This is a genomic window from Mucilaginibacter flavidus, from assembly GCF_024055575.1.
GTDB lineage: Bacteria > Bacteroidota > Bacteroidia > Sphingobacteriales > Sphingobacteriaceae > Mucilaginibacter > Mucilaginibacter flavidus.
Window position 1 is genome coordinate 83,276 of the sequence record NZ_JAMXOE010000018.1, and the last position, 18,738, is coordinate 102,013.

Sequence of the window (18,738 nt, forward strand, 5' to 3'; positions counted from 1 at the left end):
TATTCTATTTTATCAGGGGATATCAATATGCACATCCCAAACCCTTGCTTCTTCAATTACTTCAGGGTCGTGTGAGCAAATGAATAAACCTACCAGTGCTTCATCCGGCATGTTTTTCATTATATGTGCACCTACGGTTTTCAAAGGTTCGCCAACGTGGCCTATACGCATGATCAGTCGCTTCCCTATACGCTGTAACTGAATTACTTCGAACTTTTTTTCAGGGTAAAATATTTCGCCCTCCGGGTCTTTCATGTTTTCGCCGGTGAGCGAACGCCACTGCATTACAGTAAGTCCATCGCCATGCTCAACTGTATTTAGTTCGATGGATTTTTCGTCATTAGATTCTCTTATCATCCAACCAATTTTACGATGATTGTTGCCTTTTGCGCCTATAAATTCAAAATTTGCGGTGGCGGTAAAGTCACCCTTTATTTTTTTGTAAACGAATTGAAATTCGTCGCGGTTAAACCAGATGTTATAGCCGGATCCCTTTAAAAAATAGACGTGGGTAACTTTATCGTAAGTTGCTGCGCCGGCATTTTTAGGGTGACCAATATCTTCATGCTTGTCAAACATACCAACGGCATCTGCCTGGGCAATGACGCGATTAACAGACAGGAAAAAAACAATAAAACAAGCTGTGCTTGCGATAAAGGATTTGCATTGCATAACAAAGGCCGGTATAAGTTTACAGCTAATAAAGCTATAAAAATACCGGCCCTGGTTATGGTGCAATTTTAACTTTTTATGGTTAATTATTGCCTTCCTTCTTTTCCTTCTTGTCTTTTTTATGCCCGTTAAAATCAAACATCCTCGATATGGTAAAACCTATCCTGTATTGTCCGCGGCCATAACTCGACTGGGTGCCGCTTAGGTAGTTTATTTCGTTAACAGCGCGGGCGTTGGTTACGTTAAGTGTAAATACGTGTCCGCCTGTTTCCATTTCGAAACCAAAGCCCAGTGGGTCGGAAAAGCCGTTGCCCTGGGTATGCTGGAATGACGAGAAAGAATGAGCATAGTCAATTATAAAGCCCGCGGCTTTTGAAAGTTTTAAACGTAAAGTAGCGTTCAGCGCAATAAAGTCAAGATCGTTACCGGGCACAAATGGTATTGGTGTGTTGTTGCGAACTACAGATGGCGCTATTTGCAATACATTACCCGGCGAAAAGCTGTGTGCTATCAAAACCTGCCCAAAATAAGAGAACCTGTCAGACGCTTTGGTAAAATCCTTACCGTAGGGCCTTAAGGCGGTTTCGCCCAATAAAGTTATGGCAAATGGTGAGCCGCCATTAGCCTGGTGCAGCACAGCATATTTCAGTTCCAAATCGGCAAGACCGCCAATTGTGCTGCGCCCCATGTCGATATTAAGATTGTCGGTCAGGCCATATTCAAACCCAATGTAAACATCTGCCACATCATCGAGACCGTAGTATAACTTGCCGCCACCGTTTTTACCTGCAAAATCGCCAAAACGGTGTATTACCAAAAAGTTGAAATTATTTTTCTTGATCGTTTTTGTGCTTTGCGATAAAACAAGCCTGGATGATTTATAAATTTCCATAGGCCCTTTTGCGTCATCATTGCTCATTGAGTTCAACAGCGAGTCGGCTGCAGTTGTTTTTTTGTCGGAATCGCCCTTCTGGGCCATTAAGGTCACGCTTGCTAACATGAAACTTAACAGGATTATACATCTTTTCATATCGGGAGTGTTTAGTGTGTGATGGTTATTTATAAAGTACATAATTTGCCGAAACCGTCATTTTGATGCTCTCGGCTATGTTGTGAAATACAATTTTTGGAATGTCAATATGATGGTCGGCGCATTTTACCATAAATTCCGATTTCATACTTATCGCCCCGCCTTTCACCGTCATAGTACCGGATATGGTGCGTTTCATGGTTACATTGTGCACGGTTAAATCGCCGGTTACATTTACCGGGTAGCTTCCATCCTTAGTCACATCAATTTTTTCAGCTATTTTGCCTTTAAAAGTAGCGCGCGGGTATTTGTCGCTCTCCATATAATCAGAGTTAAAATGCTCCTGCATTAATGATTTAGGGAACTTGAACGAACTGATAAGCACTGTGAAGTTTAGCTCGCCGGTAGCAGCATTGAATACGGAGGCACCCGTTGATGTTTCGGCCTTAATATCCTCTATTGGTGCAGTTGAAAACAGTGTTATACTGGCATTTTTGCAAACGTAGAGGTCCTGTCCCGCCTGGAAGGTTATCATCCAGGCAAGTAACATAATACTTAGATATTTCATTCTTTCTAGGGTTTTGTTAACGAATTTAAGTTCCAGCTTAGCCCTACCGCAACGCCGGTAGACTGTAGTTTAACCTGGCTGTAGCCAATGTTTGATAAAGGAATTTTCATATATGGTTGTATGCTGATACCAACCTTTGAGTTAATTTGATGTTCATAAGTAGCATTTAAGTTTACCACGCCAAAAAAGTATTTGCCGGGGTTAGCAACGTTTATTGTTGAAGGCCCTGTAGCATTACTGCCGCCGCTATAGCTACTGGTGATACTACTCGCATTATATTCAAATTTATAACTCTCGTGCAGCATAATGTATGATGACAACCCGGTGCCGAACGACAATTTATTTTGATTACGGTGGTAAACCTGGTAGCTAACATTTAAAGGGATATCAAGCATCCGGCAATCCGCAGTAACTTCCTGCGGCGACACAGGCCATTTAACGCCATTGCGGTAGTTGTTAAAATTGGTTGCATAAGGTTTAACCGAATACAATGCGCCGGTTGTTACCGTAAGTTTACGCGATAGCCCTACCGCAAAAGTCAAACCTATATTTGTGCCTACTTTGCTTTGCGCAAATGAATTTACTCCATTTAAATCAGGTGCTGCAATCACACTTAAAGTATATTGTGGGCGGTACGCCATTTGCGGTTTTACCTTTGGCTTAACCGGTGTATTGGTGGCCAAGCCATTCTTTGTATCAACCGCTGGTTGCGTTACAGCGGGTTGTATTACCGCTGGCTTGTTATCTGTTGTTGCAGATTTGGTAACCGGCGCCTGGTTTATAGCGTAAGCATCGTTACTTACATTGTTGTTTTTAACCGCTTTGTCAATAATAGTATCCTTTTTCGGGCTTACTGGTGTTGTGGCAAATTGTTGTTTATCATTTTTAACTGCAAGGGTTGCTGGTTGCTTTTGCAGGTTATTTTTTAATACTTTTTTGCCGGCAATGCTCTGTACTTTATCCTTTGCAATACTATTTGTTTTTTTGCCGGCAATAGTTTGGGACTTATCAATAGCAGTGTCTTTTACAGCTTGTTGGGCGATAGCCGGTTTATCAATAATGGTGTCGGGCCTTTTCGTGCCTGCAATTGATTTATTGTCGATTATCGTATCTTTTTTAGGGTGAGCAGCTATTTGCGTAGGATTGCCACTTTGCTGTCCGCCATTTTTAGGGCGTAAAGCCCACCAACCTAAAAAAACTAACATTAGTGCAGCAACACCACTTAAAATAGGCCACAAATAAATAATCCCTTTGCGTTTGGGTTTATCCAGCAGCTGCTCGAGCGCATCCCAATCTCCCTCCTCGTACCGGATCTCATCGACCGGGTCCTCCAGCTTCTTTTTAAAAAGATCGTCTAATCTTTTTTCGTTCTCTGTGTTCATTCTCTAATACCTTTGTTTAAAAACACCCCGTTCATGTTTATCGCTTTGATAGCTACTATCGGGGTGCAATCCATGCCATTATTATAATTAGCACCACCGGCAGACGAATCTGCCTTTAATATCATGTTTTTTAGCTTTTGCCTGGCCTTATGCAAATTCGACTTTGAAGTGCCGGCATTTATGTTAAGCATTGTTGCGATTTCTTCGTGCGAATAACCTTCAATTGCAAAAAGGTTAAACACCGTGCGATAAGCCTGGGGGAGCTTTTGCACCATCGCTAAAAGATCATTATAATTCAGGTTTTTATCGGCAATGTCGCCATCGCTTACGTGTTCGGCCTTTTCCAAATCTTCTGTGTAGGCCATTTTTAAATTGGCCCTGTAGTAATCAATGGAGACATTCATCATTATCTTACCCAGCCACGCCTTGAACGGCCTGCTGGTGTCAAAGCTTTGGATATGGGTAAACACCTTAAAAAAACCCTGGTTCATCACCTCCGCCGCTTCATCGCGGTTCCCGGCATAGCGCAGGCAAATCCCCATCGAAAAACCGTAGAAGGCTTTATAAAGCATTTTCTGGCATTTCCTGTCCTGTTTTATGCAGCCCGCGATCAGTTGATGTAACTCTTCTTCTCCCATATGGGTTAAATCCTGTTAGCTAATGTAGTTCCCATTGTTCTAAACGTTATCACGTTGATTGTTAAAAAAAGGTTGCCTTCCGGCTTTTAAAAAATTGCGGAACGTGTATAATTAATTGATAATCAAATAATTAAAAACGTATATTATAATACCGTTTCTATATTTATTTAATAATCCCTGCCAGAAGTTTTAAATTTCCAGGCGAAATTTATTTGCTTAAAATTTATATCAAAGGCAACCATTTAGCCCGGATTACCGATATAATTAACAAACACCGCCGTTAAAGGCATCTAAATTTAAATAAATGGTTCCGGTTTCTGTTGTTATGATTACAAAAAATGCTGCTGACATTATTAATGGCTGTATAGAACAGGCCAGGAAACTAACCGATGATGTTATAGTTGTATACAACGGAGATGATGACGGCGCTTCAAGTATTGTTGAGGGGCACAACTGCAAGGCTCACAAAAAGAACTGGGATGGTTACGGTGCCAACAAAAACAAAGGCATTGAAGAAGCTAAATATGGATGGATACTAAGCGTAGATGCTGATGAGATACCTGACTATGAACTGATTAAAGCCATTCATAACATCGATTTAAGCGACACCCGGGTTATTTACGATATTAAATTCCGCTCGTACTTTGGGGGCAAACCTATCCGTTTTGGCAGCTGGGGGCGCGACCATCATATTCGCCTGTTTAACCGCAATTGGGTAAAATGGTCGGAAACGATGGTTCATGAAACGCTGGTGATACCATCGCATTTCCAAAAGAAAAAAATAGAAGGTGCTATTCACCATTATTCGGTGCAAAACGTGCAGGAGTTTGATAATAAAGGCAGTTACTACGCAAAGCTAAGTGCAAAAAAATATTTCCGGGCTGGTAAAAAGGCCAGCGTAATTAAATTGTATATATCCCCAATTTTTGGTTTTATCAAAAATTATATTTTTTGCCTGGGCTTTTTGGATGGCCGTGAAGGCTGGGAAATAGCCAAAATCACTGTTAAAAATACTCGCCGCAAATATCATTTTTTAAGCCAGATGGAAACCAATGGCGAACGGCAACCTGCGAAGGACAGGTTGGTGGTTGAGTATTAATACCCTGCTTATATTGGGGCGATACCGTCTAACACTTTCTGGTAGAAAGCCAGATTTTCCTGTGCAATCTTACTTATTTCGAATCGTTCCTTAACCCTTTCGTATCCATTTTTTGCCAAGCTTGTGCAAACATCGGGGTTATTTAAAAGGTAAATTATTGACGATGCTATTTGCTCTACATTATCAGGATCGATAAGCAGCCCGGTGGTTTCATCCCCCAGCAATTCCGGGCCCGATGTGCGGTTTGAATTTATTACAGCAGTGCCACAGGCCATCGCCTCTAGCGGCGCCAGCGCAAATGCCTCGGCATACGATGGAAATACACTTATTGCAGATTCCTGTAAAAACGAATATAATTCATTGGTCGCAACATGGCCTTTAAAAATCACCGAAGATTCAGCCGCAGCATTTAAGTAAGCCCTGACCTTTTGCAGCGGGCCTTTGCCCAGTATGAACAACTGCGCATCAGGACAGGATTTATTTACAATATTCCACGCTTTAGCCAGTTGGTATATTCCTTTTTTCTCTAACAAAGTTCCGGTAAATATTACCTGCTTCGCCTTTTTGATGATGTTTTTCGCCGGGATGTTTGTATCTATTCCATTGTATAGCACAGTAATATGTTTATTATAAGATAGGTATAGTGCGCTTTTATCAGCCGTGTATTTACTTGCCGACGATATACCTGTCGCCCGGTTTAAAATAACCTGCTCCATTTGGAGGACGTTGGCGGGAACGGCTTGCTTCGCTTCGTTTTTAAAGTAGGTGATAGTACCGTGCATTTTTACCATCACCGGAACCGACAATTTTGGGAACGGAACTACGCTTTTACAAAACCGTACGTAATCGTTGTAGTCGGGCATCTCAACAATATCGATATTGTATTCTGCAATGATTTCTTCCAGCCTAATTTGATAGATAGCCAGGCTTTTTTTGATATCCCGTTCCATCAGACCAGATTCGTTTAGCAAGCGCATACCAATCCGTGATAGCAACGACGTTTCGTCGCCTAAAAAATCAAAATTATACCCCCTGCGAAAACGAAAAACTTTAACACCCTCGTCATCGAATTCATCGGCGCCGCCATAACCCGGGCCATATAAACCGGCAACTACCACTTTATTCCCGTGTTTTGCCATTTGCTGGGCCAGCAACCTTACAGATGTACCGATACCGCCATGCCTGCCGGGGGGGTATTCATCGCACAGGTATAGGATATTCATTTATTGAGTAAATTTTTAAAGTTATTGATGTGCACGCGTGTTATTTGCCTGGTCAGTATTGTGATTAACATGTACAAAAAAACAGCAAATAATCCCTGGAGTAAGAAATTGATTTTTAGCTGGATACTTGCGAAGTAAACTCCGACAGCTTCAGCGGTAAAAATCAAAATCGGCCAGATAGATATCAGTGTGATTTGGCGGTTCACCAGCCTGTAATACAGCAATGCCTGCAGTAACGTGGTACCTAAGAATGCGGTGGCCGCCCCTAAACCACCAAACCTTGGTATCAAAATCAGGTTCAGGCAAACATTTGTGACTGCGCACACTATCGTTACGATTGATACAGATTTGTACTTTTTCGCGGCAAAGCTTATCGACCACAGCAGGTTGATGAAAAATTGCAAGGGGATACAACCCGACAATATTAAAAACTGCAGCGAGTTTGAACTACCATATTTGCCATGAGTTATTAAAGAAATAACAGGCACCCATAAAATATTTAGTATTAACGGGATTAAAGCTGCGAAAAACAACTCCACAACATTGAATGCTGTAATATACTTTTGGTATTCAATATTAATATTGCCGTTTCCGCTTAATAACCTCGCAAAGCGCGGTAAAATTATCGGGGCAATGATCAACATCGGTAACCGGGAAAGCTCATAAGCCCGGTAAGCAAAGCTATAGTCGGCTAAAATGCTGGTGCTTGTCATGATCCCAAGCAGAATCCAATCCATTCGCGACAGGCTGATATCAAATATAACTGATATGTATTGTGCCGACGATTCCCTAATAAGTTTTATATACGCCTTGAATCGGAATTTTAGATCAAAGCTTGTTTTCGCAAGCAGGTAAACAAGTAAGCCGACAAGTTCAAACACCCCTGCGCAAATTAAAATCGCCAAAACGGTGTTTATATAAAGAATACCCTGCTTTAACAGCAGCCAGGCAGCGGCTATTTTACCAATATTACTGATTATGCTGATAACTCCGTAAGGCGTAAATTTTTCTTTGGCATTTAAAAATTGCTTTAAGGGCACACCAATAAAAATAAGCCCTTGCGCTAAAAAGAACCAGGGTAATTGTTTATACAAGCCTGCTTTTGTGCCCATTATGTTGTTAAGCAGTAACAGGAATAAAAACGTTATTAAAAACCCGGTTATGGAATGGATAAAAAAAGCGGTTGCTGCCCAATCTGATTGCCGGGAAGCCGCGACTCGCCGCACTACTACCTGCTCCAGCCCAAAGCCAAGAACCGTAGTTATCAATATAGAGACGGCGTTAGTCCAGCTGATAACGCCAAAATCATATTTCGACAGGTAAACTGAGATAAAATAAAAGAAAAATGCCCCCAGCACCTGTACAGAAATTGCCTGCAAGCCCGATGAGAATATTTTAGTTAGTAACCTGTGTTTTGTCAATATTGATTATTTATGGCGCAGCATCAAAATTAATATAATCTTTCAGTTTGTTGTACATAGTGCACTACGGGGGATTCGCACTTTTGGCTGCCTGCCTATGCAAATTTAGCCAAAAAATAGAGTTAAGTTCTCGCATGAGTTACGCAGGAGATAAGCAGTTTTTACGAAAAGTACTGACACTAATTTGTCAGTACTTTTCGTGTTTTTCGACGTAACAGACAAGGTTAAAAGTGCGTTATTAAGGCAGAAACAGGCTTTTTGGTGTCCCGGGCCGTTGTTTCGCCGTTCCACCCTGTTCCATATGTTCCACTGTGAACAGTGAACATAAAACCATACTGCAATACTGGGATGGATAGGTTTATCCAGCGAGGGGTATCTGCAAAAGAGCCCGCGGAAACAAGACCGGTGAGAGTGCCTTTTTTGTGGGCTACACAGGCAACCCTTTTTGGATTCGATACGTAATTTCTATTGAAACTATTAACTCCTTTTAAACGCGATTAATTAAGTATTGATGTTAAACCCTATTGCTGTGTTTAATTTAAAAAAGTCCATAAACCGTATCGACTGGAAGTTGCTGTTGTTTTTGCTGCTTTTTTTGGATGTAAAAACGGGGATTAAAATTGCAGCAATAGTTATCATTTACCTGCTTCGCTTCGATTTCAAGTTCGGCTTTAGCTTTAAAAATTCAAGACTCCCGCTGTTTTACCCACTGATAATGCTCATCCCACTTATCAGCCTGGTGATAAACAAAGGGTACACAAATCCTGATTACCTGCTCGTTTTCATCACAGGCATGGGCTTTTGGCTACTTTGCCTGCTAGCCATACACCAGGTTAAACTGGCGGTTGAAAATAGTGAAACCGAAACCATACACCGAACTATACTGGTTTTCTTCGTTCTTAACGCCATTGTTTGCTTTTTTAATTTTGCCGCCATTGTTTGGGAAACTGGCGCACTTAACCCATACCGTTATCAGGGCGAATACCAGAAATATTTTATCGGAACGGGTGACTACATAAAGGGAATCACTTTTGACACATCCACAACCAATGCAGCCTTAAATGCGCTCGGGGTTCTTTACTTTTTGATAAGAAGAAATAATCCAATGGTGCTCGTTTGCATGGTTGTGCTGCTGTTTACCTGCAGCAATTTCCTGAATATGTCGCTGATACTGCTGTTTTCGCTGTTATTTATTTTCCGGACCACACGCGACCAAAAAAGCATTATCGTGGTTTGCCTGGTGCTGATGGTGGTTTTTATTGGTCGCATTTCACCACAAAACGATAAATACGTAGTTAAAACAATTGACGAGGCGATAAAAATCCCTGTTGGCGGCGATAGTAAAACAGTTGCAGCGGTAACCTGCACCAACGTCCCAACGCTGGAAGAAACCAGGAAAAGAATCGCCCAAAATTACCTTGACAGTATCTGGCGGTCGCACCGGAAAAAACAGGCGCTGGTAAAACCAACTACCATTACTGCACTGCCAAAAACAGAGCAGGGCAGGATATTTATTGATACGGCAGATATTAATTCGCTGCCTTATCAATCCATCGTCGATACAACCCCTGTACAACACGTGCTGTTAAATTTTATCGACGCGCATGCGGCCAGCTTGCCGTTATCGGCACAAAAAACTTTTAAACCGGGTCGCCCCGGTAAGGTTATCACTTTTTTCCAAACAGCAGCTTTCTTTCAACAACATCCAGCGAAAATAGTAGCCGGTGCCGGGATGGGTAATTTTTCATCGAAGCTGGCTTTCAGGGCCACCGGTTTTGGCTTTGCGGGTGGCTATCCGCAAAATCATGCTTATATCAATACTGATTTTTTGACTAACCATCTTGACGTTTATCTCAACTTTTTTGGTCGCCGTGCCAGTTTACATTCGTTAACCAACAGCCCAAATTCTGTTTATGACCAGCTATTATCCGAATACGGTTTACTTGGGTTATTGGCTTTCGCGATATTTTATGTGTGGTTTTTCGCCCGGCATGCCAAAGCATTTACTTATGGCCTGCCCGCACTGCTGCTTTTACTGCTGATTTTTTTTACTGATTACTGGTTCGAGCAACTGTCGGTAATTGTGTTTTTCGAGTTGCTCCTGTTTTTAAATATCAAGGAAGCCGATAACAAAACGCTGACAAGTTATGGACATCAATAATCCAAAGGTTACTGTTTTAATGCCGGCCTACAACGCCGGCAAGTACATTGGTGAGTCAATTTCATCGGTGCTGGAACAGTCGTTTACTGATTTTGAACTGTTAATAATTAACGATGGCTCTACAGATGACACAGAAAAAATCATCCGTTCATTTAGCGACCCTCGCATAGTGCTCATTAGCCAGGAAAACAAAGGAGTTTCTGCAGCACTCAATTGGGGTTTGGAAAATGCACGTGCACCTTACATAGCCCGGTTTGATGCGGACGACGTCTGCCTGCCAACTCGATTGAAGGTTCAGTATGAGTTTATCACTGCCTACCCTGAATATACTATTATCGGCTCGGCGGTTGATTATATTGATGCCGATGGCCATTTTATTTTCACCCATCATCCCGAAGGACATTTAAACGAAGAAATCCAGCAGTTGAAGTATACCATCTGCCCGTTTATCCACTCAAGTGTATTTTACAAAAAGGAAGCTGTGGTTAACAATGGTGGCTATAACGAGCATGCTTATACCTACGAGGATCATTTTTTATGGGTGAATATCCTTAGAAACGAGAAGGCCTGCAACCTGTCGCAGCCATTGATAAAGGTACGACTGAATCCCGAATCAATAACTATCGACGAAAAGTGGCGCACACGTAAATTCCGTGCTATTAAGTACTCCACTTTAAAAAGCAAAAATATTACAGAAGCTGAAGGGAACGAGCTCTACCAGATTGGCGGCAAACAATATTCGCCAAAAATAAAGCAGGGGGCTTACTATGCCTTATGCGGTAAAAAATTCCTGCTGAATAATTACCAGCCTGAAAAAGCACGTATGAACATGGTGAGGGCCATTAGCCTACACCCGCTGCGCCTGGATAACTACCTGATTTATACAATTAGCTATTTCCCGGAGCGGTTTATTACCTGGCTGCATAACATTAGCCAAGGCAAGTTTTAACAATGACAAGATGAGAGTAGCATTCATAGCAAGATCGACGCTATACACCGTTCCCGGCGGGGACACTGTCCAGGTTGTGCAAACAGCCCGGCAACTTACCGCATTGGGGGTTGGGGTTGATATTTTGCTCTCGAACGAAATGATATTCTACGAACAATATGATTTGTTGCATTTTTTTAACCTGATACGCCCGGCTGACATCTTGTATCACAGCAAAATGGCTAAAAAACCATTTGTAATATCGACGATATTATGCACCTACGGCGATTATTATAAATACAACCGTAGTGGCTTAGGAGCCATATTCACCCGCCTGCCTGCCGATGGGGTGGAATATTTAAAAACCGTTGCCCGTTGGATTTTGGGGAAGGACTACCTTTCGAGTATCGATTACCTGTGGAAAGGCCAGCGCAAAAGTATTATCGAGATATTGAATAAAGCCAATATCATTTTGCCCAATTCCGAATCGGAGTTTAGGCGGGTACAGGAAACCTATCCCTGCAAGGTAAAGCATATGATAATTACCAATGGTATTAATCCTGAGAAGTTTCCCTTTAACACCGCGATGGAAAAGGACGGGACCCTGGTGATTTGTGTAGCGAGGATTGAGGGGCGTAAGAACCAGCTTAACCTGATAAAAGCATTAAACAATACGCGTTTTAAGCTGGTAATTATTGGCGCGCCCGCACCTAACCAGCAGGAATATTACCAACAGTGCCGGGACATTGCGGCTGACAACATCAGCTTTGCCGACCGCTTGCCGCAGCATGAACTGCTGGAATATTTTCAGCGGGCTAAGGTGCACATTTTACCCAGCTGGTTCGAAACTACAGGTTTAAGTTCTATCGAGGGAACCGTAATGCATTGTAATATAGTAATAACTAATAAAGGCGACACACGCGACTATTTTGGCGTCGATGCGGTCTACTGCGACCCGGCCAGTCCGGAGAGTATACTTGAGGCGGTGGAAGAGGCTAGCGTTATGCCGTTTAATGAAGATTTATTAAACAGGATACTGAACAACTATACCTGGCAACAGGCGGCACAACAAACACTTAAAGCTTATCAATTAGTAGCTATAGCATGAAATTACGAATAGCAATATTAGGTACAAGGGGCGTTCCGAATTACTACGGCGGCTTTGAACATATATCCGAATATGTTTCTGAAGGGCTGGTAAAACGCGGACATGAAGTTACGGTGTATAATTCGCACAATCATCCTTATCAAAAAGATAACTGGAATGGTGTGAATATAAAACATTGCTACGACCCGGAATACCTCGTTGGCACCGCCGGGCAATTTATTTACGATTTAAACTGTATGCTCGATGCCCGTAAAGGACAGTTTGATGCCATACTGATAATGGGCTACACCAGCAGTTCGGTTTGGGGCAAGCTTTATCCGCCAAACAGCACCATCATCACCAATATGGACGGGCTGGAATGGAAGCGTTCGAAATACTCACCAAAAGTTCAGAAATTTTTAAAGTATGCCGAAAAACTGGCGGTTAAGTACAGCGAGTTTTACATATCCGACTCGCTGGTTATCAAACAATACCTCGGCGACAAATACAACGTCAATAGCAAATATATCCCGTACGGTGCAGATTTATTCTCGGAAGAGGAACGTGAGCAGGTGGACAGCACCGACGCCTTAAAAGAAGATTATTTTTTGCTGATGGCGCGCATGGAGCCCGAAAATAATATTGAGACCATACTGGAAGGCTTTAACAACAGCAGCTCGCACCGCAAGTTTAAAGTGCTTGGTGATACGGGCAACAAGTTTGGCAAATTCATCACCCATAAGTTTAAAAACGACGAGCGCATTGAGTTTAAAGGTTCCATATTTGATACAGCAAAGGTGCGTGCACTGCAAAATAACTCCTACCTGTATTTTCACGGGCACAGTGTTGGCGGCACCAACCCTTCGCTGCTAGAGGCCATGGCCAGCGAGGCTTTGATTGCTGCGCACAACAACCCCTTTAACAAATCAGTGCTGCATACCGATGCATTTTACTTTTCTAATTCCAAAGAAGTTCGTAACCTGGTAGAAACCGTGCAACGCAAGGAAATTGAACAAACGATGGTTAGTAATAACCTGCACAAAATTAAATACCAGTTTAACTGGGAAAAGATAATTGACCAATATGAGCAGTACATTATAGAATGTTATCAAAGTAAAAAACATGAGCGGATTGTTTAAGGTAAACGACACCCTTACCAACAAAATAAGCTACTACCACCTCATTTTGTTGATGGCCTCACTGCCGTTCGACAAGTTTTACAGTCACCTAATTTTAATAAGCTACTGCATCCACACCCTTATCCATCTCAGCAAAAAAAATATTAAGCCTGTTTTTAACTTAAGGATGCTGGCGCTACAATCGGTTTTTATAATTACCCTGTTAGCGGCCGTATACAGCGCCAATATGAAAGGTGCGCTTGATGAGATTGGCCGACGGGCGGTAATCTTCGTTATCCCCATATTATTTAGCCTTAATCCTTTCGACCTGAAAAAGTACCGCGAAAAGCTGCTGCTGTTTTTTGCGCTGGTTTGCACTGCGACTTTGCTTTACCTTTATATTGATGCATTGGTTACCATCAGGCATTTTAAACTGCCTTACTCCATGTTGTTTTCGGGCTATTTTGCCAATCATAATTTTTCGGAGCCAATCGGTATGCATGCCACTTTCTTTTCAATGCAGATAGGGTTGGCGCTGGTTTTCCTATTGTTGCTACTACTACAAGAAAAGGTTTTTTACAAAAGACTGTTGTATTTGACCTGCGCAGTTATACTTACGTGCGGAATGGTTCAGTTAAGTTCAAAATCGGTATTTATTGCCTTGTTTTTAGCCGTAAATTTTGCAGTGCCTTATTTTTTATTACAGGGTGTTAAACGGCGCAGGTACATAATGATGGCTGCATCATTATCAGTATTACTGGCTGCCGGCATTTTATCATCGGTCGCATTCCGTGCGCGTTATGTAACCGAGTTGGCTACAGACCTATCGCCGGCAAAACCGGGCGAGTCATTGGATTCACGGCTGGCGCGCTGGAACGTAATTGTTAAGCTCATAGAGAAAAAGCCTGTGGCCGGTTACGGCACAGGTACCGAGCTGGGTTTATTACATGATAACTTTTTCACCAATCGGCTGTACAATTCTTTTTTACACAACCTTAATGCCCATAACCAATACCTCAGTTTCCTGCTAAAGTCGGGTGTTATCGGGTTGTTAGTTTATCTCGGTGCACTGGCGTTTGGGTTCAATGTTTCCTTTCATCAAAAGGATCTGCTTTTATTTGTTTTTATGCTGATAATCACCTGCGTATCTTTTTCGGAAAATTTGCTGGATGTGGATAAGGGTATATTTTATTACGCTTTTTTCTACTCGTTTTTCATTTTTTCGACCGCGGATGTATCAACGGCCATCAAACCGGAAAAAACAACATAAATAGTTAATAACATGGGCAACCTAACAAACAATTATACCGTCATTATTATGTAAGCTATTTTTAATATAACTAGTAAATGCAAAACCCTTCATATCCCTTAATTAGTAAAAGCTTGTCGGTGATTAAAGAGAATATATTAGAAACCCTGGCTTATTTCGACCTGTTTGATTATCCGTTATCAAGGGCCGAGATTTACTTGTTCTTAAAGAATAAGCACGATTTTGATGTATTTGATGATGCCCTGCGTTCGCTGCTCGAAGCCGGGATAATCCACCGGTTTGATAAATTCTACACATTAAAAAACGACCAGTACCTGGTAGTACGCCGTAATGAGGGTAACCAAAAGGCTGCGGAGCTAATAAAAGTTGCCGGGAAAGTGGGAAACCTGCTCATCCGCTTCCCTTATGTGCGCGGCATAGCTATATCCGGTTCACTGTCCAAAAATTTCGCTGATGACAATTCCGATATCGATCTGTTTATCATCACCGCCAAAAATAAGTTGTGGATAGCCCGTACTATAATGCATTGCTTTAAGAAGCTCACCTTTTTGGTTAATAAAGAGCACCTGTTTTGTATGAATTATTACATAGATGAGCAGCAACTGGAAATTGCCGAAAAGAATATTTATACCGCAATTGAAATAGCCACACTCATCCCGCTGCAGGGCGACACTATATTTGATAGCTTTTTTGCATCAAATGCGTGGACAAGAAATTACCTTCCAAACAAAAATATGCGTATCGCTTGCGCCAAGCCGGTTAGAACAGGCTTTTTTAAAAATTTGGTCGAACTGTTATTTGACAACCCAGCCGGTAATAAAATTGACGATATGCTGATGCGGATTACCGGTAACAGGTGGTTAAAGAAGACCGAGCAAAAAAAGGTAAACAACCACGGCATAATAATGGGCATGGAAACAGGCAAGCACTTCGCCAAACCCGACCCTAAGAATTTTCAGAGCAAATTGCTGTTGAGGCACTATGCAAGAGTATCGAGGGTATTGCGGAGCTACGAGGAAAGTTTGGTGAATTGATTTCGGCAGTCGCCGGGACGCTTCAAGTCTCCGACCAGATGAGTAGCCCGAATTCGGTCAATCTTTTGATATATGAATCTTTACCTGAAGACCAATTCTCGATTAAATGAGAAGCACCGCGTCGTTATACCCTTTAATGATTTTCTGAAGAGAAACCTTATTTTGTTTTTAACAGAATCTCATTAGCTTTATTAACTCCAAATAAAGCCTACTTTACGACATGAAAATTCCCGTACTATTTTTTTTTCTGCTTGCGTTAGGCATCGTTACATCCTGTAAAAAACATTCATCAGACAATACAGAGTGGCGCACCTATGCCGGTTCAAAGGAGGGCAACAGGTATTCGGCCAACGAGCAAATTACGGTTGACAACGTAGCCAGGTTAAAAATTGCCTGGCAATTTAGTTCGGGCGATATGGATAGTGCCAACCGCAGCCAAAATCAATGCAACCCCATAATGGTTGACGGTATATTGTATGCTACCAGCCCCAAACTAAAACTGTTTGCTTTGGACGCGGCCACCGGGGTGAAAAAATGGATATTCGACCCGGCAAGCCAGGACACCTCAAAAAAAGATGATCCGCTGGCTTATTATAAAGTTTGCCGCGGTGTAATTTACTGGAGCGATGACAAAGGCGATAACAAACGGATATTTTACAGTGTAGGTTCAAAAACTTATGCAATAGATGCCGAACGCGGCCAGCCTGTAAAGGGTTTTGGCAAAGGCGGATACATAGATTTAACAAAGGATTTGGGTAAAGAGACCAAATCGTTTGTATCGGGCACCACGCCGGGTGTTATTTATAAAGATATTCTAATTGTAGGTACCAGGGTTGCTGAGTCGGAAGATGCCGCTCCCGGCCACGTACGCGCTTATGACGTAATGACGGGCAAGCTGCGCTGGATTTTCCATACCATCCCGCAGCCGGGCGAAAAAGGCTATGAAACATGGCCCGATAAAAATGCCTGGCAGCGATTGGGTGGCGCAAATAATTGGGCCGGTATGTCGCTCGACGAAAAGCGAGGTATTGTATACATTCCAACTGGTTCAATTGGTGGCGATTTCTATGGAGGTAACCGCAAAGGATCAAACCTTTATGCCAATTCTCTTTTAGCTTTGGACGCAGCGACCGGGAAATACATTTGGCATTTCCAGGCTGTGCATCATGATTTATGGGACCGCGACTTTGCAGCAAACCCCAACCTTGTTACCATTAAGCACGATGGCAAAACAATTGAGGCTGTTGCGCAAATAAGCAAGCATGGCTATATTTTCATGTTCGACAGGACAAACGGGAAACCAATTTTCCCGATTGAGGAAAAGCCTGTGCCGCAAAATGCCCCGCCGGGCGAGCATGTTTGGCCAACTCAACCTATCCCAACATTGCCACATCCATTTGCCAGGCAGCATTTTGGCCCCGAAGACGTTTCTGATATCAGCCCCGAAACACATGCGGCTATGCTGGCCCAATATAAAAAAGTAAAATATAATACCATGTTTACTCCGCCTAGTAAGGACGGTGACTGGATTTTCCCGGGCTTTGACGGCGGCGGCGAATGGGGTGGTGCGGCAGTTGATCCTGAATCCAAAATAATGTATATCAGCAATAGCGAAATGCCCTGGGCGCAGGTAATGATTGACGTACCTAAAAATACTTACGACCATTCGTTAAATGGAATTGGTCATACTGTTTATAACAACTATTGCATATCGTGCCATGGCCCCCAACTAAAGGGTAACGGCACATCGTACCCATCGTTGGTAAATATCGGCAAGAAGTACACCGAAGACCAGGTAAGCAAGCTTATAGCTAATGGCCGCAATATGATGCCGTCATTTAAACAAATCCCCGCTGACGCAAAAAAGGCGCTGTTGGCGTTTGTGTTAAAGCTGCCCGAAAAAGAGCCGGCTAACAGGCAACCGCCCAAAGAGCCGGTTACTAAAAGCGCCGCAAGCGCCATCCCTTACGTAATGAATGGCTACAACCGTTTCCTGGATAAAGATGGCTACCCTGGTATTAAGCCGCCGTGGGGGACTTTGGATGCGGTAGATCTTACGTCCGGCAAATTATTATGGAAGGTACCATTGGGCGAGTACCCTGAGCTGACTAAAAAAGGCATTCCGATTACAGGGACAGAGTTATACGGCGGCCCGCTGGTAACCAAAGGCGGCCTTGTATTTGTTGCTGCAACAAAGGACGAAAAGATACGGGCGTTCGATAAAAAAACAGGCAAACAGCTGTGGGAGGCAAAATTGCCGGCTGCGGGTTATGCTACACCGGCGACCTATGCAATTGATGGTAAGCAATATGTGGTTATTGCATGTGGCGGTGGCAAAATCGGCAGCAAATCGGGCGATAGCTACGTTTGTTTTGCCTTACCGGACTGATATATCCTCAATATGCTTTTTTAGCTTTGGTCTTCCTGCTTTGCGCTTAAATTCCTATTTTGTTGCACTATTTTGATTTAGCCAAATGGAAAAAGGACGTTTAGAGGCATTTAGTGACGGGGTGATTGCCATCATTATCACCATAATGGTGTTGGAGCTTAAAATACCAAAAGGGGCCGACATCCATGAACTCCGTGAATTGGTGCCGGTATTTTTTAGCTATGTACTGAGCTTCATATACGTTGGCATCTACTGGAATAACCATCACCACATGCTGCAGGCCGTGCAATCGGTAAATGGTGCAATACTCTGGGCCAATATGCATTTACTTTTCTGGCTCTCGCTAATCCCTTTTGTTACCGCCTGGATGGGCGAGAACTATTTTGCACGGTGGCCTGTTACCTGTTATGGTATTGTTTTGATAATGAATGCTATAGCGTATACTATTCTTATGTTTACGCTGGTACGGCACCTTGGAAAAGATTCCTTACTGGCCCGGGCAATGGGCAGAGACTATAAAGGCAAGGTGTCAACAGCCATTTACGCAGCGGCAATTGCCATTTCTTTTACTAACCCTAAAATAAGTTTCGCCCTATATATAGTTGTGGCCTGTATTTGGTTTATTCCCGACAAAAGAATTGAAAAGAAGATAGTAGGGGAAGAGCCGTCTTGTGATTAAGAAATCATTGAGTAATTGAAACGATAGGGGGTAAATGCA

The 18,738-nt window shown here is 42.6% G+C and carries 16 protein-coding genes; 9 read left to right on the plus strand and 7 right to left on the minus strand.

Annotation, left to right across the window (positions count from 1 at the left end):
• Positions 1-12: 12 nt before the first annotated feature.
• The 5 genes from NAF19_RS22160 to NAF19_RS22180 all read right to left on the minus strand — a co-directional run bounded on the left by NAF19_RS22160 (position 13) and on the right by NAF19_RS22180 (position 4,290).
• Positions 13-672 carry a hypothetical protein gene (locus NAF19_RS22160; protein ID WP_252792530.1) on the minus strand — a complete coding sequence of 220 codons (660 nt, stop codon included), beginning with the start codon at positions 670-672 and terminating at the stop codon, positions 13-15.
• Between the two features lie 82 nt (positions 673-754).
• A complete protein-coding gene (locus NAF19_RS22165; RefSeq protein WP_252792531.1) occupies positions 755-1,702 on the minus strand; it encodes a DUF5777 family beta-barrel protein in 948 nt (315 codons plus the stop codon).
• Positions 1,703-1,727: 25 nt separating this feature from the next.
• Positions 1,728-2,270 carry a YceI family protein gene (locus NAF19_RS22170; protein WP_252792532.1) on the minus strand — a complete coding sequence of 181 codons (543 nt, stop codon included), beginning with the start codon at positions 2,268-2,270 and terminating at the stop codon, positions 1,728-1,730.
• A 5-nt stretch (positions 2,271-2,275) separates the two neighbouring features.
• The gene (locus NAF19_RS22175) at positions 2,276-3,652 is read right to left on the minus strand and encodes a porin family protein (RefSeq protein ID WP_252792533.1); all 1,377 of its coding nucleotides are present in this window, start codon (positions 3,650-3,652) and stop codon (positions 2,276-2,278) included.
• Entirely contained in the window at positions 3,649-4,290 is a 642-nt protein-coding gene (locus NAF19_RS22180; RefSeq protein WP_252792534.1) for an RNA polymerase sigma factor, read from the minus strand. Before NAF19_RS22180 ends, NAF19_RS22175 begins: the two co-directional genes overlap by 4 nt.
• 304 nt (positions 4,291-4,594) lie before the next feature.
• On the opposite strand from NAF19_RS22180, the gene NAF19_RS22185 reads away from it, so the two are divergent.
• Positions 4,595-5,389, plus strand: a complete 795-nt coding sequence (locus NAF19_RS22185) for a glycosyltransferase family 2 protein (protein ID WP_252792535.1) — start codon at positions 4,595-4,597, stop codon at positions 5,387-5,389.
• A gap of 8 nt (positions 5,390-5,397) precedes the next feature.
• Here the strand turns inward: NAF19_RS22185 and NAF19_RS22190 are convergent, their stop codons facing one another.
• Together NAF19_RS22190 and NAF19_RS22195 are read right to left on the minus strand one after the other, a co-directional pair.
• Entirely contained in the window at positions 5,398-6,612 is a 1,215-nt protein-coding gene (locus NAF19_RS22190) for a glycosyltransferase family 4 protein (protein ID WP_252792536.1), read from the minus strand.
• Positions 6,609-8,033 carry an oligosaccharide flippase family protein gene (locus NAF19_RS22195; RefSeq protein WP_252792537.1) on the minus strand — a complete coding sequence of 475 codons (1,425 nt, stop codon included), beginning with the start codon at positions 8,031-8,033 and terminating at the stop codon, positions 6,609-6,611. The genes NAF19_RS22190 and NAF19_RS22195 overlap by 4 nt, the downstream gene beginning before the upstream one ends.
• A gap of 511 nt (positions 8,034-8,544) precedes the next feature.
• Here NAF19_RS22195 and NAF19_RS22200 point away from each other — a divergent pair.
• The 8 genes from NAF19_RS22200 to NAF19_RS22235 all read left to right on the plus strand — a co-directional run bounded on the left by NAF19_RS22200 (position 8,545) and on the right by NAF19_RS22235 (position 18,699).
• On the plus strand, positions 8,545-10,194 hold the full coding sequence (locus NAF19_RS22200) for a hypothetical protein (RefSeq protein WP_252792538.1): 1,650 nt from the start codon (positions 8,545-8,547) through the stop codon (positions 10,192-10,194).
• Positions 10,181-11,143: a glycosyltransferase family 2 protein gene (locus NAF19_RS22205; protein ID WP_252792539.1), complete on the plus strand. Its 963-nt coding sequence runs from the start codon at positions 10,181-10,183 to the stop codon at positions 11,141-11,143. The genes NAF19_RS22200 and NAF19_RS22205 overlap by 14 nt, the downstream gene beginning before the upstream one ends.
• Before the next feature lie 10 nt (positions 11,144-11,153).
• Positions 11,154-12,230: a glycosyltransferase family 4 protein gene (locus tag NAF19_RS22210; RefSeq protein WP_252792540.1), complete on the plus strand. Its 1,077-nt coding sequence runs from the start codon at positions 11,154-11,156 to the stop codon at positions 12,228-12,230.
• Positions 12,227-13,348, plus strand: a complete 1,122-nt coding sequence (locus NAF19_RS22215; protein WP_252792541.1) for a DUF1972 domain-containing protein — start codon at positions 12,227-12,229, stop codon at positions 13,346-13,348. Before NAF19_RS22210 ends, NAF19_RS22215 begins: the two co-directional genes overlap by 4 nt.
• A complete protein-coding gene (locus tag NAF19_RS22220) occupies positions 13,332-14,597 on the plus strand; it encodes an O-antigen ligase family protein (protein WP_252792542.1) in 1,266 nt (421 codons plus the stop codon). The genes NAF19_RS22215 and NAF19_RS22220 overlap by 17 nt, the downstream gene beginning before the upstream one ends.
• Before the next feature lie 77 nt (positions 14,598-14,674).
• Positions 14,675-15,631: a hypothetical protein gene (locus NAF19_RS22225; RefSeq protein WP_252792543.1), complete on the plus strand. Its 957-nt coding sequence runs from the start codon at positions 14,675-14,677 to the stop codon at positions 15,629-15,631.
• A 220-nt stretch (positions 15,632-15,851) separates the two neighbouring features.
• The gene (locus NAF19_RS22230; RefSeq protein ID WP_252792544.1) at positions 15,852-18,020 is read left to right on the plus strand and encodes an outer membrane protein assembly factor BamB family protein; all 2,169 of its coding nucleotides are present in this window, start codon (positions 15,852-15,854) and stop codon (positions 18,018-18,020) included.
• Positions 18,021-18,105: 85 nt separating this feature from the next.
• Entirely contained in the window at positions 18,106-18,699 is a 594-nt protein-coding gene (locus NAF19_RS22235; protein ID WP_252792545.1) for a TMEM175 family protein, read from the plus strand.
• Positions 18,700-18,738: the final 39 nt, after the last annotated feature.

Bases quoted from the DNA above. Each gene is read 5' to 3' on its own strand.
- NAF19_RS22160 (WP_252792530.1), bottom strand. From the start codon at position 672: ATGCAATGCAAATCCTTTATCGCAAGCACAGCTTGTTTTATTGTTTTT.
- NAF19_RS22165 (WP_252792531.1), bottom strand. From the start codon at position 1,702: ATGAAAAGATGTATAATCCTGTTAAGTTTCATGTTAGCAAGCGTGACC.
- NAF19_RS22170 (WP_252792532.1), bottom strand. From the start codon at position 2,270: ATGAAATATCTAAGTATTATGTTACTTGCCTGGATGATAACCTTCCAG.
- NAF19_RS22175 (WP_252792533.1), bottom strand. From the start codon at position 3,652: ATGAACACAGAGAACGAAAAAAGATTAGACGATCTTTTTAAAAAGAAG.
- NAF19_RS22180 (WP_252792534.1), bottom strand. From the start codon at position 4,290: ATGGGAGAAGAAGAGTTACATCAACTGATCGCGGGCTGCATAAAACAG.
- NAF19_RS22185 (WP_252792535.1), top strand. From the start codon at position 4,595: ATGGTTCCGGTTTCTGTTGTTATGATTACAAAAAATGCTGCTGACATT.
- NAF19_RS22190 (WP_252792536.1), bottom strand. From the start codon at position 6,612: ATGAATATCCTATACCTGTGCGATGAATACCCCCCCGGCAGGCATGGC.
- NAF19_RS22200 (WP_252792538.1), top strand. From the start codon at position 8,545: ATGTTAAACCCTATTGCTGTGTTTAATTTAAAAAAGTCCATAAACCGT.
- NAF19_RS22205 (WP_252792539.1), top strand. From the start codon at position 10,181: ATGGACATCAATAATCCAAAGGTTACTGTTTTAATGCCGGCCTACAAC.
- NAF19_RS22210 (WP_252792540.1), top strand. From the start codon at position 11,154: ATGAGAGTAGCATTCATAGCAAGATCGACGCTATACACCGTTCCCGGC.
- NAF19_RS22215 (WP_252792541.1), top strand. From the start codon at position 12,227: ATGAAATTACGAATAGCAATATTAGGTACAAGGGGCGTTCCGAATTAC.
- NAF19_RS22220 (WP_252792542.1), top strand. From the start codon at position 13,332: ATGAGCGGATTGTTTAAGGTAAACGACACCCTTACCAACAAAATAAGC.
- NAF19_RS22225 (WP_252792543.1), top strand. From the start codon at position 14,675: ATGCAAAACCCTTCATATCCCTTAATTAGTAAAAGCTTGTCGGTGATT.
- NAF19_RS22230 (WP_252792544.1), top strand. From the start codon at position 15,852: ATGAAAATTCCCGTACTATTTTTTTTTCTGCTTGCGTTAGGCATCGTT.
- NAF19_RS22235 (WP_252792545.1), top strand. From the start codon at position 18,106: ATGGAAAAAGGACGTTTAGAGGCATTTAGTGACGGGGTGATTGCCATC.